The 17,582-nt window shown below is 70.8% G+C and carries 15 protein-coding genes and 1 pseudogene; 12 read left to right on the forward strand and 4 right to left on the reverse strand.

Features of this window, described 5'->3' with window-relative positions; genetic code table 11:
- The 8 genes from D6689_04775 to D6689_04810 all read left to right on the forward strand — a co-directional run.
- Positions 1 to 256 (forward strand): hypothetical protein (locus tag D6689_04775; protein RMH43557.1); only part of this gene is annotated, 256 nt, incomplete at its 5' end.
- A 365-nt stretch (positions 257 to 621) separates the two neighbouring features.
- The gene (argB, locus tag D6689_04780; GenBank protein ID RMH43558.1) at positions 622 to 1,482 is read left to right on the forward strand and encodes an acetylglutamate kinase; all 861 of its coding nucleotides are present in this window, start codon (positions 622 to 624) and stop codon (positions 1,480 to 1,482) included.
- 47 nt (positions 1,483 to 1,529) lie between these two features.
- Positions 1,530 to 2,711: an aspartate aminotransferase family protein gene (locus D6689_04785; GenBank protein ID RMH43570.1), complete on the forward strand. Its 1,182-nt coding sequence runs from the start codon at positions 1,530 to 1,532 to the stop codon at positions 2,709 to 2,711.
- Positions 2,701 to 3,654, forward strand: a complete 954-nt coding sequence (argF, locus tag D6689_04790) for an ornithine carbamoyltransferase (protein RMH43559.1) — start codon at positions 2,701 to 2,703, stop codon at positions 3,652 to 3,654. The genes D6689_04785 and argF overlap by 11 nt, the downstream gene beginning before the upstream one ends.
- Positions 3,655 to 3,718: 64 nt before the next feature.
- Positions 3,719 to 4,855: a hypothetical protein gene (locus tag D6689_04795; protein ID RMH43560.1), complete on the forward strand. Its 1,137-nt coding sequence runs from the start codon at positions 3,719 to 3,721 to the stop codon at positions 4,853 to 4,855.
- Between the two features lie 4 nt (positions 4,856 to 4,859).
- Positions 4,860 to 6,695: a molecular chaperone DnaK gene (gene dnaK, locus D6689_04800; GenBank protein RMH43561.1), complete on the forward strand. Its 1,836-nt coding sequence runs from the start codon at positions 4,860 to 4,862 to the stop codon at positions 6,693 to 6,695.
- Positions 6,696 to 6,706: 11 nt separating this feature from the next.
- Positions 6,707 to 9,073, forward strand: a complete 2,367-nt coding sequence (locus D6689_04805; protein RMH43562.1) for a hypothetical protein — start codon at positions 6,707 to 6,709, stop codon at positions 9,071 to 9,073.
- 10 nt (positions 9,074 to 9,083) lie between these two features.
- Positions 9,084 to 10,286, forward strand: coding sequence for an argininosuccinate synthase (locus tag D6689_04810; protein RMH43563.1), 1,203 nt, complete (start codon positions 9,084 to 9,086; stop codon positions 10,284 to 10,286).
- A gap of 32 nt (positions 10,287 to 10,318) precedes the next feature.
- Here D6689_04810 and D6689_04815 read toward each other — a convergent pair whose 3' ends face one another.
- Positions 10,319 to 11,455: an NAD-dependent epimerase/dehydratase family protein gene (locus D6689_04815; GenBank protein ID RMH43564.1), complete on the reverse strand. Its 1,137-nt coding sequence runs from the start codon at positions 11,453 to 11,455 to the stop codon at positions 10,319 to 10,321.
- On the reverse strand, positions 11,452 to 12,168 hold the full coding sequence (locus D6689_04820; GenBank protein ID RMH43565.1) for a dephospho-CoA kinase: 717 nt from the start codon (positions 12,166 to 12,168) through the stop codon (positions 11,452 to 11,454). Before D6689_04820 ends, D6689_04815 begins: the two co-directional genes overlap by 4 nt.
- Here D6689_04820 and D6689_04825 point away from each other — a divergent pair.
- The 3 genes and pseudogenes from D6689_04825 to rimI all read left to right on the forward strand — a co-directional run bounded on the left by D6689_04825 (position 12,051) and on the right by rimI (position 13,782).
- Positions 12,051 to 12,461, forward strand: a pseudogene (locus tag D6689_04825) (hypothetical protein). The gene D6689_04820 and the pseudogene D6689_04825 overlap by 118 nt on opposite strands.
- A 208-nt stretch (positions 12,462 to 12,669) precedes the next feature.
- A complete protein-coding gene (locus D6689_04830; protein ID RMH43566.1) occupies positions 12,670 to 13,275 on the forward strand; it encodes a YihA family ribosome biogenesis GTP-binding protein in 606 nt (201 codons plus the stop codon).
- Between the two features lie 39 nt (positions 13,276 to 13,314).
- Complete coding sequence (gene rimI, locus D6689_04835) at positions 13,315 to 13,782, forward strand: ribosomal-protein-alanine N-acetyltransferase (protein ID RMH43571.1); 468 nt, start codon at positions 13,315 to 13,317, stop codon at positions 13,780 to 13,782.
- A 16-nt stretch (positions 13,783 to 13,798) separates the two neighbouring features.
- On the opposite strand, the gene D6689_04840 is transcribed toward rimI, so the two are convergent.
- Both D6689_04840 and D6689_04845 read right to left on the reverse strand, forming a co-directional pair.
- Positions 13,799 to 14,722 carry a PEGA domain-containing protein gene (locus D6689_04840; protein RMH43567.1) on the reverse strand — a complete coding sequence of 308 codons (924 nt, stop codon included), beginning with the start codon at positions 14,720 to 14,722 and terminating at the stop codon, positions 13,799 to 13,801.
- Positions 14,632 to 16,257: a hypothetical protein gene (locus D6689_04845; protein RMH43568.1), complete on the reverse strand. Its 1,626-nt coding sequence runs from the start codon at positions 16,255 to 16,257 to the stop codon at positions 14,632 to 14,634. Before D6689_04845 ends, D6689_04840 begins: the two co-directional genes overlap by 91 nt.
- 106 nt (positions 16,258 to 16,363) lie before the next feature.
- Between D6689_04845 and D6689_04850 the strand changes: the two genes are divergently transcribed.
- Positions 16,364 to 17,582, forward strand: a 1,219-nt coding sequence (locus D6689_04850) for a serine/threonine protein kinase (GenBank protein RMH43569.1), incomplete at its 3' end; no start/stop codon positions are given.

Raw genomic sequence — 17,582 nt, forward strand, 5'->3', positions numbered from 1 at the left:
GGCTGCGCGCGGCGCGGTGCGCCCGGGGGCGCGGGGCGACGCGGGCGCCCGTGGCTGCGCGCGGCGCGGTGCGCTGTGGGCGCACGACCGCTACCAACTCGGCGAGCGCGCCAAGCGCATCGTGTTCAACGGCGAGCAGACGGTCGGCCTGTTTCCCACCTTGTTTTTCGAGACCGGTTCGGGCCTCAACGGCGGTGCGCGCTTCATCTACCGCGAGCTGTTCGGCGACGGCAAGCTGTCGGCGCGCGCGGGCTAGCAGGCTGTTGCGTGTAGGCGCACCAGCGAGATTGCGAGATGCGAGGCGAGGTTCGGCGCACGCCCGTAGCGCACGAGGGCGCGTATAAACATACGGTACCGAAGGGCGCGAGGACGTACGCCGAAGATCGCCCGCAGATCGCGACCGCAGCCAGCGGCTGTGCGCAACAGCCTCCCGGGGCGGCCGGTACAAGCGGGTCTACGCGCTGCGCGCCGCCCCGCGGTGGAGGTCCACCTGGCGCGGGCGCCGGGCGGCCGCCGCCGCGCGATCGGCATCGAGCGCCGTTCGCGGTGAGCGCGGCTCGCGACGGCCGGCGGCCGCCGCGCGGCGATCCGGGCGCCGATCCGGTCTAAGATGGCGCAGCCATGCAACGAGCCGTCGACAAGGCGCGCGTGCTCATCGAAGCGCTGCCGTACATCCGCACGTTCCGGCGGCGGACGTTCGTCGTCAAGGTCGGCGGCCGCGCGCTCGAGGACCTCGCCCTGCGCGAGCGCCTCGCCGAGGATCTGATCTTGCTTTCGTGGGTCGGCGTCCACGTCGTCGTCGTGCACGGCGGTGGCTCGCAGGTGAGCGCGATGCTCGACCGGCTCGGCATTGCGGCCACCTTCCGCGGCGGCCTGCGCGTCACCGACGAGCGCACGCTCGAGGTGGTCGAGATGGTGCTCGGCGGCACCCTCAACAAGGAGATCGTCCGCCTGATCGACCGCCTCGGCGGCCGTGCCGTCGGGCTCACCGGCAAGGACGGCGGCATGGTGCGCGCGCGCCGCCATCGCGACGACCTCGGCCTGGTCGGCGAGGTCGCCGCGGTGGATCCGGCGGTCATCGACCACCTGCTCGGCGACTACATCCCGGTGATCGCACCGCTGGCCATCGGCGCCGACGGCGAGACGCTCAACGTCAACGCCGACCCGTTCGCCGCCGCGCTCGCGGCCGCGCTCGACGCCGAGAAGCTCGTGCTGCTCACCGACGTCGAAGGCGTGCTGGACGCCGACGGCTCGCTGATCTCGACCCTGCGCGCGACCGACGCCGACCGCATGATCGCCGACGGCACGATCGGGGGCGGCATGATCCCGAAGGTGCAACATGCGCTCGCGGCGCTCACCGCCGGCGTGCGCAAGGTGCACATCATCGACGGCCGCGTCGAGCATGCCCTGCTGCTCGAAATCTTCACGAACCAGGGGATCGGCACGCAGGTGGTGCGCGATCCCGAGGAGGGACAGCCGTGAGCACACAGCGACAGGCCGATCTGATCGATCTCGCCGGCCGGGTGTTGATGCAAAACTACCGCCAGCCGCCGATTGTGATGGCGCGCGGTCAGGGGGTCGAACTGTTCGACGTCGCCGGCCGCCGCTACCTCGACATGACGGCCGGCATCGCCGTGTGCGCACTCGGCCACGCGCACCCGGCGCTCGCGGAGGCGATCGCGCAGCAGGCGCGCACGCTCGTGCACACGTCCAACCTGTACTTCATCGAGCAGCAGATTCTGCTGGCCGAGGACCTCGCGCGGATTTCGTTCGCCGATCGCGTGTTCTTCTGCAACTCCGGCGCGGAGGCGAACGAGGCCGCGCTCAAACTGGCGCGCCGGTATCACCGGGTCGTCCGCGGCGAACCCCGCGACGTCGTGGTGTCGACCGACGGCTCGTTTCACGGGCGGTCGTTCGCGACCGTGTCGATCACGGGACAGGGAAAGTACCGGGAGGGCTTCGGCCCGCTGGTGGGGCCGGTGCGCTTCGTCCCGTTCGACGATCTGGATGCCGCCGAGCGCGCGCTCGCGCCGCGCGATGCGTGCGCGATGATCGTCGAGCCGATCCAGGCAGAGGGCGGTATCCACGTGCCGTCGTCGGGGTATCTCGCCGGACTGCGCGAGCTGTGCGACCGCACCGGCACGCTGCTGGTGTTCGACGAGGTGCAGACCGGTATCGGCCGAACGGGGCGATGGTTCGGCTACGAACACGACGGCGTCGCTCCCGACGTGATGACCCTCGCCAAGGCGCTCGGCGGCGGCGTGCCGATCGGCGCGTGCGCGGCGACGGAAGCCGCGGCGCAGGGGCTCGCATTTCGCGAGGGTGGGCCGGTCCCGCACGCGTCGACGTTCGGCGGGAACCCGCTGGCCTGCGCCGCCGCGCGCGCCGTACTGCGCACGATCGAAGACGACGGGCTGCTCGCGCATGCGGCCGCGGCCGGCGACGTGCTGGGCGCGGGCCTCGCGGAGCTGGTCGCAGCCTATCCCGGTTTGTGCGTCGACGCGCGCGGCCGCGGCTTGCTGCGCGGCATCGCGTTGGCGCGCGGCGCGGCCGACGTGGTTGCGCGGTGTCGCGACCGCGGTCTGCTGGTTTCCGTTGCGGGCGGCACCGTCGTGCGCTTCGCGCCCGCGCTCATCGTCGACCGCGCGCACATCGACGAGGCGCTTGCGATCCTGCGCGCGGTGCTGGACGAGGTGGCCGATGCGCGGTGAGCGCAAGCGCGATCTGTTGCGCCTCACCGATCTGACGGCCGACGAACTGCTCGGACTGTTGCCGCGGGCGGCCGAACTGAAGGCGGCGCGCCAGCGCGGTCAGCCGGTGCGCACGCTCGCCGGCCGCACCCTCGGCATGGTGTTCGAGAAGGCGTCGACCCGCACGCGCGTGTCGTTCGAGATCGGCATGGTGGAGCTGGGCGGCTACGCGGTGTACCTCACGTCGCAGGGCACGCAGATCGGCCGCGGCGAGCCGATCGAAGACACGGCGCGGGTGCTCGGCCGCTACTGCCACGGCATCGTCATCCGGACGTTCGCCCAGAGTCGGTGCGACGAACTCGCGCGCTGGTCGCCGGTGCCGGTGATCAACGGGCTCACCGACCTGCTCCACCCGTGCCAGGTCGTCGCGGACCTGTTTACCGTCTACGAGTTGCGCGACGGCGACGTTGCGGGGGCGCGCTACGCGTGGATCGGCGACGGAAACAACATGGCCAACAGCTGGATCCACGCCGCGGGGATGCTCGGGCTCGAACTGCGCCTCGCGTGCCCGGAGGGCTTCGACCCGGATCCGGAGGTGCTCGCCGACGCCCGCGCGCGCCTCGCCGACCTGGGCCGGGGGCGGATCGACATCGTCCGGGAGCCGGCGGCGGCCGCCGCCGGGGCCGACGTGTTGTCGACCGACGTGTGGGCGTCGATGGGGCAGGAGGAGGAGGCGGAGCGCCGGCGCCGCGCGTTCCGCGGGTTTTGCATCGACGAGGCCCTGCTGGCGCGGGCTGCGCCGGACGCGCTCGTGCTGCACTGTCTGCCGGCGCACCGCGGCGAGGAGATCACGCACGGCGTCATCGAGGGGCCACAGTCGGCCGTGTGGCGGCAGGCCGAGAACCGGCTGCACGTGCAGAAGGCCATCCTCGAGCTATTCCTGTCGGCCCCGCCGGCCGGGTAAGATACCGGCAGAGCGGTCTTGGCAGGTGAGGGAATTCCCCGAGACGATTCCCGACATCGGGAGTGTGCAGCAGAAGGTTCGGCCGAACCCGCACTTCGATCCGGTGCGGCACGGGGCGCTGACACACGAAGATTACTTCGTGCTCACCCGCATCGACGGCATGCTGACCGTCCGCGAGGTGATCCTCGAGACGGGGTTCCCGGTCGCCCGCGCGATCGACATCGTCCGCAAACTCAAGCGCTGCGGCGCCTTCTTGTTGCCGCACGAGCGCCCGTATACGCCGCGGCCCGCCGCCACCGCCGCCGCGGCGCCGAGCGAACGGGCCGCCGCCGCGGCGCCGAGCGAACGCACTCGCGCTCGCGCGGCAGGCCCGGCCGAGGGGGCTCCGTCCGCGGTTGGCACCGAGCCGCCGAGCAAGCGCATGCTGCGCGCACCGCTTGCGTTCGCTGACCTGTCGCTCACCGCCGAGGAGCGGGCCGCGCTCGACGACGACTCGGTGGCGTTGTCCCGCGAAGACCGCGAGCGCGTGCTGGTGCTGTTGCGAACCATCGAGCGCGGGACGCTGTTCGACGTGCTCGGCGTGTCACCGGACGCCGACAAAAAGACGCTCAAGCGCGCCTATTTCCGCGTGTCCAAGCAGTTTCATCCGGACCGCTACTACGGCAAGCACACGGGCGCGTTCGGCCCGTGGCTGTCCCGCATTTTCGAGGCGGCCAGCCGCGCGTTCGACGTGCTCAGCGACGACGCCAAGCGAGCCGAGTACCTCGACGTGCTGGCGGGACGGCCGCCGTCCGGGAGGACGCCCCGCGCCCAGACGCACGCCGAACACGCGCGCGAGCTGTTCGCGAAGGCCGAGCAGTTGGAAGCGGCGGGCGAGCGGATCGAGGCGCTCAAGTACATGGCCGGCGCGATCCGGGTGGACCCGCAAGCGCGCTACTTGCGCCGCGCCGCGCTGTGCGCCCAGGCGGCCGGCCAATTGAGCCTGGCGGAGGAATATGCTAAGAAGGCAGCGGGGTTAGAGCCTGACGATCCGTCGTGTGCCCGCGTGTTGGCGCAGGTGCTGCGGGCCGCCGGGAAGCTGTCGGACGCACAGCGCACACTCGAACACGCTCTCGCTTTGAACCGGCACAACGACCAGCTTCACACCGAACTCGAGCGCGAGCTACAAGCGGTTCGCTCCGAGCTCGCAACGCGGCGGTAGCGCCATGGCAGCGGAAAAGGTCATCGGAATCGATCTCGGCACGACGAACTCCTGCGTCGCCATCGTCGAAGACGGCACGCCGGTCGTGATCCCCAATCGGGGCGGCTACAAGACGACCCCGTCGATGGTGGCGATCGCCGAGAATGGCAAGCGGCTCGTCGGCCACATCGCAAAGCGCCAGGCGATCACCAACGCGGAAAATACCGTGTTCGCCGCCAAGCGACTGATCGGCCGAAAGTGGGGTGCCGCGGCCGTGCGGGCGTCGGTCGAGACGATGCCGTACCGGATCGTCGAGGGGCCGCACGACGACGTCCGCATCATGCTCCGGGACCAGGTGTTCTCGATCCCCGAGCTGTCGGCGTACATCCTGCAGGAGATGAAGATCATCGCCGAGGAGTACCTCGGCGAGGAGGTGTTCAAGGCCGTCATCACGGTTCCCGCGTACTTCAACGACGGGCAGCGCCAGGCCACGAAGGACGCAGGTCGGGTCGCGGGGCTCGACGTCATCCGCATCATCAACGAGCCGACCGCCGCCGCACTCGCGTATGGATTCGGGCGCAACATCGAGCGCAAGGTGGCCGTGTACGACCTCGGCGGCGGCACCTTTGACATCTCGATCCTCGACATCGGCAACGGGGTGTTCGAGGTCATCTCGACCGCGGGCGACACCTTCCTCGGCGGCGAGGACTTCGACCGGCGTATCATCGACTGGCTCGTGTTCGGCTTTCAGAAGGAGCACGGCATCGACCTGCGCAAGGACAAGATGGCGCTGCAGCGGCTCAAGGACGTCGCCGAGAAGGCCAAGTGCGAGCTGTCGAGCGTCCGCGAGACGGAGATCAATCTGCCGTTCATCATCTCGACGGGGCGGAACGAGGCGCTGCATCTGCAGACGACGCTCACGCGAGAGAAACTCGAAGAACTCACGTCCGATCTGATCGAGCGCACGATCGACATCTGCGGGCGCACGCTCGAGGAATCGGACATTCCCAAGGAGGAGATCGAGGACGTCATCCTCGTCGGAGGGATGACGCGGATGCCGCGCGTGCAGGAAGCGGTCAGCGAGTTCTTCGGACGGGAGCCGTGCAAAGGCGTTCACCCGGACGAGGTCGTCGCGCTCGGCGCAGCGATTCAGGGCGCGGCGTTGATCGACGAGCAGAACGACATCCTGCTGCTCGACGTTACGCCGCACTCGCTCGGCATCATGATCGTCGGCGGCTACTTTCACAAGCTCATCGAGCAGAACACGACGGTTCCGACGTCCAAGTCGCACGTCTTTACGACGGTGAAGGACAACCAGACGTCGGTGAAGATCCTCGTGCTCCAGGGCGAGAGCGACCGCGCCGAAGAGAACGAGCTGCTCGGCGAGTTCATTCTGACCGGGCTGCGCCGCGCGCCCCGCGGCGAGGTCGAAATCGAGGTCACCTTCCACATCAGCGCCGACGGCATCGTCAGCGTCAAAGCCAAGGATCTCGAGACTGGGATCGAACAGTCCATCACCGTGACGGCGACCAGCGGCCTCACGGAAGATGAGATCAAGAAGATGATCGAGGAGAACCAGGACTACATGCTCGAGGTCCGCGCCGGCAAGGACTTCGAAAAGCACCGCCATCAGGCGGAGCGCATCCTGGACGAGATCGAAGGGCTGTTCCCGCAGGTCACGGAGATCATCAGCGGCTCCGAGTTCGGGCAAGACGCGGTCAGAAAGGCGCGCGGTGTGTGCGAGCGAGCGCGCCAGGCGATCGCGGCCAAGGATACGGCGACGCTCGTCGACACCACCGAAGCGCTGACGCGGACCCTGAACATGTTCAAGGGTGTGGTGTCGAAGACGCGCGCCGGATAGCGCGCTTCGGGATGGGTAAGGGAGGCGACACGCTCGGGGGGCTGGACGTCGACGAGCGGCGGCTGGCTGCTCGAGTCGCCGACCTCACCCGACGCGGATTGTCCAAGTACGGCGAAGGGGACCTGGTCGGGGCGCTGTCCGACTGGGAGCACGCGCTGGCCCTCGATCCCGACGCGCCGCGCGCGTCCGAGTACATCGACTACGTGCGAGCGCACTTCGATCTGTTGGAGGAACAGTTTCGCGCCGCACGGGAGGCGGCCGCCGCTGCCGCGGCGCGCGATATCCCGGTGGGCGCACCGACGGTCGACGACGACGACGACGACGCATACGAGGCGATCGTGGTCACGGAGGATCCCGCCGAACCGGCGGGACTCGGCCGCGCGGCGCCGACCGGCGTCGCCGTCGCCGGCGAAGTCGACGAGGGGTGGGAACTCGAAGACTTCGTTGCCGAGCCGCTGCCGCCGGCGCCCGCAGCGCTCGGTCCGGGCTTGTCGGTCATCGCGGAGGATCTCGTCGCCGTCGAGGGGGGCGAGGTCGGCGACGGGTTGGCCGAGCTGGCAGCGGGCGGCGCGCGCGCCGCGTCGCGCGACGAGCGCGACCGTTTCGAGCGCGCTCGGACCGCGCCGGTGGACGCCCACGCGGCGGCGGTCGAGGCGGACTTCAGCGAGCTGAACGACGTGCTCGGAGGAGCGGATGCGGGCGCGATCGAGCACGGGATCGAAATGAGTGCGGAGCCGCCGCCGTCGTACGAGCGGCTGCTCGCCGTGCGCGGCCCGGAGGCGGACGCCGAACGCCGGCCCGGCCGCGACACCGACGACGAGCTGACCGTTCCGGGTGGGGACGAGCCGCCGCCGCTGTCGGATCGGCCGGCGCTCGCGGAGGACGCGATCGCCGCCATGCGCAGCCGGAGCGCGCCGGTAGGCGACCCGCCCGGCACGGGCGCGGCGGCGTTGGACGACACCGACGTCCGGTCGCTCGACGGCGCCGTGCGGGACGACCGTGCGCCGGTCGAGCGGGACGGCAGCGCGCACGTCCACGTGACGTTCCACGATCACGGCACTCGCGACGAGACGATGCCCGCGGTCCCGGCGCGCCGCGCCGCGGCGGTCGACCTCGACGAACTCGAGACAGTGCTCGCGCCGCCGGGCGGCGACGACGATACCGAGGACGCGCGCGAGCGGACGATCGAGCGCGGCCAGGCGGCGACCGCGTGGGCGCGCCAGGCGGCCGATTCGGACCTCACGCAGGCGGAGACCACGGAGCGCCGCGCCGGCGAGTGGTCGGGCGTGCTGTCGGCGGGGCACGCGACGGCGGAAGACGACGAGGTGACGCGCGATCGCGCGTCGTTCGGGCTTCGGCCGCCGACGCACGATCCGCTGCTCGGTCGAGAGCTGGAGCTAGACGGCGTGGGTGCGCCGCTCGAACTGGACCTGGAGCGCGGCGGCCCGCCGCTCGAACTGGACCTGGAGGGCGGCGGCGCGCCGCTCGAACTGGACGCGGGTGAAGCGGGGCCACCGGGGCAGGTCGGTGACGATGCGGGTGGCGCCGGCCGGGGCGGTACGGCGTCGGACTTCGAGCGGACGCGCGAACTGCCCGCCATCGACGACATCGAGGCGACGCGCGAGCGACCGGCGGCGAGGACCGCACGCGGCGAGTCGATCGATCCCGCCGACGACGTACCCGAGTATCAGCGCGAGGGCCGGCTGCCGCCGATCGGCCACGCGGAGCGGTTCACCGCGCACGTCGACGGCGCCAGCGGGTCCGGGCCGCGCCGCGCGCCGGCGGCCGGCACCTCCGCCGGCGATGCGCCGCTCGCATCGCGGAGCGCCGGCGACAGCGCGCACGGTGGGAGCGGCACGGACGGCAGCAAACTGATCACGGGCGACTACACCAGCGCGGCCGCGGCGGTCGTGACGGTCGACGACATCACGGCTCGCGTATCCGCGGAGGTCGACGCGGGCGCTCCGGCAGGCGAGGCGCCGCCGGAGCGGACGCGCCGGCGCGTGGCGGCTCTGCTGGACCGCGCAGTTGCAGCGCATGACCGCGGCGACGTGGTGGAGGCGGTCGTCGCGGCCGAACTCGCGCTCGAGGAGGCCTCGGACAGCGCCGTGGCACAGAAACTCGTGCACGCTCGGCGGAGCGACATCATCGAGCTGTTCGCCGCGTACGTGGGCGACCACCGTGCAGTTCCGGTGGTCGCGCTGCCGTCCCACGAACTGCCTCTGCACCAGCTCGACAGCCGGTCGGTGTTCCTGGTGTCCCGCATCGACGGCATGTTGAGCTTCGACGAATTGCTCGACGTGGCCGGCATGCCTCGGTTCGAGGCGTACCGCCACCTGTGCAAGCTGCTGTTGCGCGGGATCGTCGAGGTCCGGTAGCCTCGCGGCGATGTCATCGGTCGACAAAGTCGTGCTCGCCTATTCGGGCGGATTGGACACGTCCGTCGCGCTGCGTTGGCTTCGCGACACCTACGACTGCGAGGTCGTCGCGTTTTGTTCCGACGTTGGCCAGGGCGAGGACCTCGATGCGGCGCGAGCGAAGGCGCTCGAATGCGGGGCGGTCGCGGCGTACGTCGTGGATCAACGCGAGGAGTTCGTTCGCGATTTCGTGTTCCCGGCGGTTCGCGCGGGCGCGGTCTACGAAGGGCACTACCTGCTGGGAACGTCGTTGGCGCGGCCGTGCATCGCCAAGGGCCTGATGGAGGTCGTCGCGCGCGAGCGCGCCGACGCGATCGCGCACGGCGCGACCGGCAAGGGCAACGACCAGGTGCGCTTCGAGCTGGCGGCGTATCACTTCGACCCGAACATTCGCATCATCGCACCGTGGCGGGAGTGGAGCTTCCGCGGGCGCGCCGAGCTGATCGACTACGTGCGCACGCATGCGATTCCGGTGGAAGCGACGGCCGACAAGCCCTACTCGATCGACCGAAATCTGTTTCACACGTCCTACGAGGGTGGGGTGCTCGAGGATCCGTGGCGCGAGCCAGATGCCGACATGTTCCAGCGTACGCGCGACCCGGCGGATGCTCCCGACTCTCCGCGCTACGTCGACATCGAGTTCGAGGCCGGAAATCCCGTCGCGGTCGACGGAGAGCGGCTCGGCCCGGTCGACCTTTTGTCTCGACTCAACGCGCTGGCGGGGGAACACGGCGTCGGCCGCGTCGATCTGGTCGAAAACCGTTTCGTCGGGATGAAGTCTCGCGGCGTATACGAGACACCTGGCGGGACGCTGCTGCACCTCGCCCACCGCGCGGTGGAGTCGCTCACGCTGGATCGCGAGACGATGCGCCTGCGCGACGACCTCGTTCCTCGTTACGCGGCGCTCGTGTACAACGGGTTTTGGTACGCGCCCGAGCGCGAGGCGATTCAACAAGTCGTCGACGCGATCCAGACGCGCGTCGACGGAACCGCACGGCTGAAGCTATACAAGGGGGCGGCGCAAGTCGTCGGGCGCAAGTCGCCCCGATCGCTGTACCGCGCCGATGTCGCCACCTTTGAAGCCGACACCGTGTACGATCAGCGGGACGCGGAGGGGTTCATTCGCCTCAACGCGCTGCGCCTGCGCATTCTGGCCGAGGCCGACCGCGGATAGCGGCGCGACCGGGCCGCGCACCGCGTTCGCCGTCAATCGAACGGATCGAACACGTCGTCTTCGAGTTTTGCGCGGCGCGCGTCGTGTACATCGCGCACGTAGCGGACGAGCGCGGCGACGTACGTGTCGAACGGCGGGCAGTCGATCCCCGTGCCCGCGAGCAGCTCGCGCGTATTGCGCGTGTTGTAGAACACGAGGTGGTCGAGGGCGTCGAGGAACGCCAGCGGTCCGCGCGCGATGCGCTCGATGCCGGGCGTGTGCAGCAGCGCGCGCGCCAGGCCGCTCGGAATGAACCCCTGTGCCGGCGTCCGTCGGGTTTGTTCCGCGATCAGCGCGTACACGCGGCGCGCGGACAGCGGATTCGGATCGGTGAGGTGGAACGTCTTTCCGGCCGCGCGCGCATCGAGAGACAGCGCGTACGCGGCGTCGATCACGTAGTCGATCGGCGCAACGTGAAGCGGTGCAGCGCCGCGTCCTGGGAGCGGCAGGCGGACTCCGGGCGGCGTCGTCACGAACAGCACCGCCAGATAGTAGGGCCCGTCGAACTTGTCGATCTCTCCGGTGCGGCTGTCACCGACGATGATGCCGGGGCGGAACACCGTTACCGGAAGATGGCGCTGGGCCGCCCGCGCGAGCTTTTCCGCTTCGAATTTGGTCTCCTCATAGAAGTTGTGAAAGCTTTGGTTTTCGTCGAGTTCGTCCTCCATGACGACGCCGCGCCGCTTGCCGGACACGGTCGCGGTCGACCAGTGGCACAGGCGACGCAGTTGGCGAGCTTCTTTGGCCAGTTCGATCACGCCGCGCGTTCCTTCGACGTTGACGCGGCGCGCGGTGTGCCGATCGACGCCGTGAAAGTAGATCCCGGCCATATGCCAGATCGTCGTCACTTCGGCGGCAATCCGCGCGAACTCTCCTCCGGCGAGCCCGAGGTCCATGTCGCATACGTCGCCGATCAGCGGCTCGATCCGCGCCGCCTGATCGCTGGGCAGTGACGCGATGAAGTCGCGGGCCGCAGCGACGAACTTGTCGCGCACGAGCAAGTCCAGCCGCGCCGTCGCGTCTTCGGCGAGAATCTTGGCGGCCATCCGCCGCGCCGTGAACGCCGGGAACCCCGTGACCAGCACCCGCTCGTCGGGGCACTCGCCGTCTTCGGTAAAGGCCCGCTTCACTTCGATACCTCCTCCCAGATGCGCTCGACTTGCGCGCGTGTGTCGTCGACAGAGCCCGAGTTGTCGACCACGTAGGTAGCGACCGCAACCTTGTCCGCCAACGGAAGTTGGGCAGCGATGCGCGCGTCCGCCTCGGCGGCGGTGATGCCGTCGCGCGCCATGAGGCGCGCGCGCTGGACGTCCGGCGGAACCGCAACGACGATGAGCGCGTCCATCCACTCGTACAGCTTGTTCTCCACGATCAGGGCGGCTTCGTACACGACCGCCGGCGCGCCGCGAGCGGCGAACTCGGCGATGCGCGCGCGACTGCGCTCGGCGATGCGAGGGTGGGTGATCGCCTCGAGCGCCCGGCGCTCGTCGGGGTCGGCGAATACGATCGCGGCGAGGCGTTTTCGGTCGAGCCGACCGTCCGGGCCGAGTACGCCGGGGCCCCAGCGGCCGACGATTTCGGCGAGGGCCGGCTGGCCCGGCTCGACGACCTCGCGGGCGATGGCGTCCGCGTCCACCACCGGAGCGCCGAGAGCGCGCAGCATGGCCGCCACGGTGCTCTTGCCGCTGGCAATGCCGCCTGTGAGTCCGACGATCCGCGACACCGATGCGTCCCCGTGCCGCGGACGGTACCACGTCGCCGGCCCCCGCGACGCGGCAGCGCACGCCGCCGCCGGCGCACCGCGGCCGGTTGCCGCCGCCGCGCGCGCATGGTACGCGCACATGCGTGGTGCGCACTGTCGCCATCGCGGTCGCCGTCGCGGCTGCGTCGTTGCCGGGCCGCCGGGCACCCGCGGACGAGGCCGGTCCGCCGCCGGCGCCGTTCGTCGGCTCCGATGCGTGCGGCGCGTGCCACCCGGACGAATTCGCGCAGTGGCGGGCGACGGCTCATGCGCGCGCCGACCGCAGCCTCGGCGCCCGCGCGGGCGACCGCCGCTGTCAGGGATGCCACACCACCGGCACGGCCCCGGCGGGCCGGCCCGCGTTCGCCGGCGTCGGCTGCGAGGCGTGCCACGGCGCGGGCGGAGGCTACGCCGCGGACGACATCATGCGGGATCGACCGCTGGCCCGCGCGCTCGGCCTGCGCGACCTGTCGACCCCGCAGGCGCGCGCCGCGGTGTGTGCCGCGTGCCACCGCGACGGCCTGCGCATCGCGCGGTTCGATCCGGACGCGGCGTGGCAGCGGATCGCGCACGGCGCGTCTACCGAGGCGAGGAGGTAGATGCGTGCGCGCGCGATCCGCTCGGTTCGTGACCTCGGCCGCCGACCCCGCGGGGTTTCCGCCGCCCGATCTGCCGGAGGTTGCCTTCGCCGGCCGGTCGAATGTCGGCAAGTCGTCGCTCATCAACGCGCTGTGTGGCGCCGCGAACCTCGCGAAGACGTCGCGTACGCCCGGACGCACGCGGCTCCTGAACTGGTTCCGGGTCGCCCCCCCCAAAGGGGAGCCGCTTCATTTCGTCGATCTGCCGGGCTACGGGTACGCCAGGGTGCCCCGGGCCGTGCGGCAGGGGTGGCGTCCGCTCGTCGAGGGCTACTTGCGCGACCGCTCCGCACTGCGCGGCGTCGTCGTGCTGGTCGACGCGCGCCGCGGACCCGAGGAGGACGAGCGGGACCTGCTCGCGTGGCTCGCGGAACTCGGCGTGCCGGCGCGCGCCGTGCTGACGAAAGCTGACAAGCTGGCGAAATCGAAGCGAAAACCCGCCGCGTTGGCCGCCCAGCGCGCGCTCGGGCTGCCGGCCGTTCCGGCCCTGTTTTCGGCGCACACGCGCGACGGCGCGGACGACGTCTGGCGATTGCTGACATCGCTGGTTCGCCAGGGCCCCCGCCAGTAGGATGCGCTCGTGCGCCACCGTCAGGTCGAGATCGGGCCGATGACCGAAGCCGACCTCGATCAGGTCATGGAGATCGAACACGCGTCGTTTCGCGCGCCGTGGTCGCGGCAGGTATTCGCCGAGGAGCTTGGCCGCGAGTGGGCCTACGTCGACGTCGTGCGCCATCGCGAGGCCGGGGGGCGAAGCCGCGTGGTCGCCTTTTGCAACTACTGGCTCGTGCGGGACGAGGTGCACGTTCTCAACGTCGCCACGCACCCGGACCACCGGCGTCGTGGCCACGGCCGCCGGCTGATGCACCACGTCGTGGACTTCGCCCGGCGACATCGTTGTCGTTACATCACGCTGGAAGTGCGGCGCTCCAACGACGGTGCACTCGCGCTGTACCGCGAGTTCGGCTTTCGCTCCGTCGGCGTGCGCCCCAACTACTACGTCGAGGACAGCGAGGACGCCATCGTCATGTTGCTGGAACTCGACGTGCCTGGCGACGAGCCGGCGGGTGGCGGGTAGCGGGACGTCGGCCGCGTCAGAAGCGCAGCTCAAATGCGCGTACGTCGGCGGGCACGGTCGTCGGCTCGTCGCGCGACAGCAGCACGGCCGCGGTGACCGCGCCGGCCGCTACCGTACCCGCGATGGCCGCCACCCACCACTTTTGATACCAGGCCCGCGAGGTCGGCTCGAGCGCGGCGTGCACCTGGACCGCCGCGTCGGGCGGCACCTCGACCGACGCGCGAAACGCGGCGTACCCGGGCATGCGCACCTCGATGTCATAGCGGCCGGGCGCGCGCACCCGGATTGGCGGCACCGGCGTGGTGCCGCGCGGCATGCCGCCGACGAACACGCGCGCGCCAGCAACGTTGGCCGCGATCCGGATCGTGCCGTACCGCAAAAAGTCGGAGCGCGGCATGACGCGCCGTAGGTAGTCGGACACGTCGTCGTCGTCCGGGGATGCATCGCGCGCGAGCGCTTCGGCGACGCGCGCCACCACCGCGCGGCGGCGCACGTCGACCCGTTGTAACGTCAAGATGACGTCGCCAAACTCGCTTACACCGACGAGCAGCACTTCGTCGGCGCCTAATCGGCGCCCGATGGCCGCCACGCAGCGCGGCTCGCCCGCGCACTGGGCCACGTCGGCATCGATGTGTTCGGCGCCGGCGGCGCGCGCATCGTCGGCATCGATGATCCGCAGCGAGGTCAGCTTGCGCAGTAGTGTGGCCGCGCGCCGCGCGATATCGGGTACGGCGGTGGACCCGCCGCGGAATTCGAGCACGGCGACGGCGCGCTTGGGCGACGGCGCCGCCCGCGCAGAAAAGGCCGCGGCGACGGTCACTGCCGCGGCGATGATCGCGATGCGCAGCGTCATCGGAATCCGTTGAGCACCGCGAGCTGCAGCGGCGCGTAGCCCTCGCCGGTGACCACGTTCTGTCCCGGCGCCTGCGTGCAACTCCATCGGTCGAGGAACGCATCTGGATCGTAACGCAGGTCGCAGCGTGTCCGCGTTCGCTGAACGAGCGCGCCGGTGGATGCATCGACGAGCAGGTACTCCCACGCATCGAGATCCATCTCTGGAATGACCGTGACCGTGGCGAGGCCCACGTCGAGCAGTTGTGCGTCGCCGTGGTAGTAGCCGCGGTAGAGCACGCCGACGTGGTCGGCGCCGGGGAACACGGCCAGGTCCAGCGGCACCAGCCCGTCGGCGGTCATGCGCACTTCGGCGAACTGACCCTCATCGCTGAAGTCGTCGCTGAGCGCTCGCTCTTCGGCGGCCGGCAACTCGAGTACGGCGGCGTCCCGGCCGTCGAACGTCACCGAGCCGATGACCAAAAACGCGCCGCGGCCGCCGGTCGACGGCTGAACTCCGAGGCTCCAGATGCGCGTGTCGTCGACCGCCACCGCCACCGCGCCCCGCACACTCTGCATGTCGAGCACGCGCCCCGGATCCGACCACGGCGCGACGGCGCGCACCTGACTGGCGGCGTTGCACGGTGTCACGTATGCGATCGCGTCGGCCGTCGGATGCGCCGCGAAGTCCGTCACCGGCTCTCCCGGCTCGATCATGACGAGTGGCTCGCTCGGGTTATCGACCGCCACCGCGACGATGCGCGGCGACGCCGGTGCGCCGGCGCACGCGGCGCCCGGCTCCGCCCCGCCGACGAGCGCCCACGCGACCGGAGCGCCGCTGGGCGTCCGCGACCGCGCGGCCGCCACGGCGGTGACGTCGCCGAGCGGCACGAAATTCGCGGAGCCGGTTTCGCCGCGTACGTCGTCGAGGCGCACGATCGAAATGCCGCCGTCGGCGCCGCCGTGGCCGACGATCGCGTAGTCGTCGTCGGGCGTCACCGCGACCGCGCGCGCACCGGCCTGAAGCGGCACCGGCGCGACGTCTTCTGGCGCGTGCGTCGCGGTCGACACGAGAAACAGCGCGCTCTCGGAGACGGCGACGAGCGTGTCGCCGGCGGTGGTCGGCGCGGTCGCACGCGGGGGCGCCGGGAGTGCGAGCCGTGCCGCGTAGGGCAGGCCGGGCTCGACCGCCGCGTCGAACGCGTCGAGCCCGGCGCTCCCGGTGACGTACGCGAACGGCCGCCGCATGACGATGGGGATGGTCACGTCTTCGTCGGCCTGGACGTCGACCGGCGCCACCGCGCGCCCGTAGCCGATCAGCCGCTGGCTCGCGGCGCGCAACTCGACCGCAAGCCGCAGGCCGGAGCCGACCGGCAATCGCCCGAGGCCGACGTCGTGGCTGCCGTCGGTGACGCGCTGCGTGAACCGCTGGGGCGGTTCGCCCGGCACCGTCGCGATGAGCGAGATCTCCGCCAACTGGAGCGGATCGCCGACAGGGGACAGCGCCGGATCGTCGGGGAGCAACAGCTCGATGTGCACGCCGGCTTCGACCGCACACCCCGCGCCCGGCCCCGTCGCGAGCGCGAGGGCCAGCGCAGCGGCGCGCGCGCGCCATTGTCGCCGGCCGTCAGCACCGATCCGCATGGGCCACCGGTCGACGCTATCATTGTGCGAAGTGCGCGACAACCGTATGATTTTTTGTGTGCGGGGGTGACCCCGACCGGCGCGGCGGATGATCAGCGACAGTTTCATGACGGTGGACCCGGAGCTGCCGCAGGTATTCGGCCGCTATCTGCTGCTCCGGCGGCTGTCGCGCGGGGGGATGGGCGAGATTTTCTTGGCGAAGCACGGCCTCGCCGGCTTCGAGAAGCTCGTCGTCATCAAGAAAGTGCTGCCGCACCTGGTCGAGGACGAGGCGTTCATCAAGCGGTTCATCGACGAGGCGCAGGTCGCCATCAAGCTGCAGCACGCGAACATCGCCCAGGTGTTCGAGGTCGGCCAGATCGGCCACGAATACTACCTCGCAATCGAGTACGTCGAGGGGCGCGACCTGCGGCGAATTCTGCGCGTGCTGGCGGACCGCAACCAGCGATTGCCGATCGATCTTGCGCTGTTCATCGCGCGCGAGATCGCGTGCGGGCTGGCGTACGCGCACCGGCGCACCGATGCGGAGGGCGCGTCGCTCAACCTCGTGCATTGCGACATCTCGCCGCCGAACGTGATGGTGTCCTTCGAGGGAGAGACGAAGATCATCGACTTCGGGATCGCGAAGAGTGCGCTTCGCCGGACGGTCACCGATCCGAAGCTCGGGTTCGGAAAGTTCGGCTACATGGCGCCCGAACAGCTCGTGCGCGGCGGCGTCGTCGACCATCGCACCGACGTGTACGCGACCGGCGTCGTGCTGTTCGAGCTGCTCACCGGCCGCCGCATGTACGACCCCGGCGAGACGCCCGACTACCGCGCGCTCGCGCGCATGGTCACCCGCGGCGAGCACCCCTTGCCGTCGCACATCGACCCGGCGTTGCGCCCGTACGACGAGCTGGTCGCCCGAGCACTCCGGCCCGATCCGAACGAGCGCTTTCAGCGCGCCGCCGAGTTGCGAGACGCGATCCAAACCGCTCTCGTCGCCATTCATCCTGCGATGAACCACGACCATCTCGGAGCGTGGATGCGCTGGCTGTTCGCCGACGAGATGGTGAGCCAGCGCAAGCAGCTCGCGCAGGCGCTGGCCGTCGACCTCGCGCCGTTTGCAGCCGAACTCACGGCGGCGGGCGAGGGGACGGTGACCTTCGCGGTCGCCGACTTGCCGCTGCCTCCGCCGGCCGACACCGAGGTCGTGACGCGGCCGCATCAGCCGCGGCGCCGAGGGCGCGCCGCGGCGATCGGCGTCGTCGCGGCGGCGGTCGCGGGGGGGGTCGCGCTCGCGTTCGCCGTCGGCGGCGGCCCCCGCGCGCCGGCTGCGCCGGCGA

It is taken from the genome of Deltaproteobacteria bacterium (assembly GCA_003696105.1).
GTDB lineage: Bacteria > Myxococcota_A > Polyangia > Haliangiales > J016 > J016.

What these genes read in the sequence shown, in the direction of transcription:
- argB (RMH43558.1), top strand. Translation starts at nt 622, where the DNA reads ATGCAACGAGCCGTCGACAAGGCGCGCGTGCTCATCGAAGCGCTGCCG.
- D6689_04785 (RMH43570.1), top strand. Translation starts at nt 1,530, where the DNA reads ATGCAAAACTACCGCCAGCCGCCGATTGTGATGGCGCGCGGTCAGGGG.
- argF (RMH43559.1), top strand. Translation starts at nt 2,701, where the DNA reads ATGCGCGGTGAGCGCAAGCGCGATCTGTTGCGCCTCACCGATCTGACG.
- dnaK (RMH43561.1), top strand. Translation starts at nt 4,860, where the DNA reads ATGGCAGCGGAAAAGGTCATCGGAATCGATCTCGGCACGACGAACTCC.
- D6689_04805 (RMH43562.1), top strand. Translation starts at nt 6,707, where the DNA reads ATGGGTAAGGGAGGCGACACGCTCGGGGGGCTGGACGTCGACGAGCGG.
- D6689_04810 (RMH43563.1), top strand. Translation starts at nt 9,084, where the DNA reads ATGTCATCGGTCGACAAAGTCGTGCTCGCCTATTCGGGCGGATTGGAC.
- D6689_04820 (RMH43565.1), bottom strand. Translation starts at nt 12,168, where the DNA reads ATGTGCGCGTACCATGCGCGCGCGGCGGCGGCAACCGGCCGCGGTGCG.
- rimI (RMH43571.1), top strand. Translation starts at nt 13,315, where the DNA reads ATGACCGAAGCCGACCTCGATCAGGTCATGGAGATCGAACACGCGTCG.
- D6689_04840 (RMH43567.1), bottom strand. Translation starts at nt 14,722, where the DNA reads ATGGAGTTGCACGCAGGCGCCGGGACAGAACGTGGTCACCGGCGAGGG.
- D6689_04845 (RMH43568.1), bottom strand. Translation starts at nt 16,257, where the DNA reads ATGCGGATCGGTGCTGACGGCCGGCGACAATGGCGCGCGCGCGCCGCT.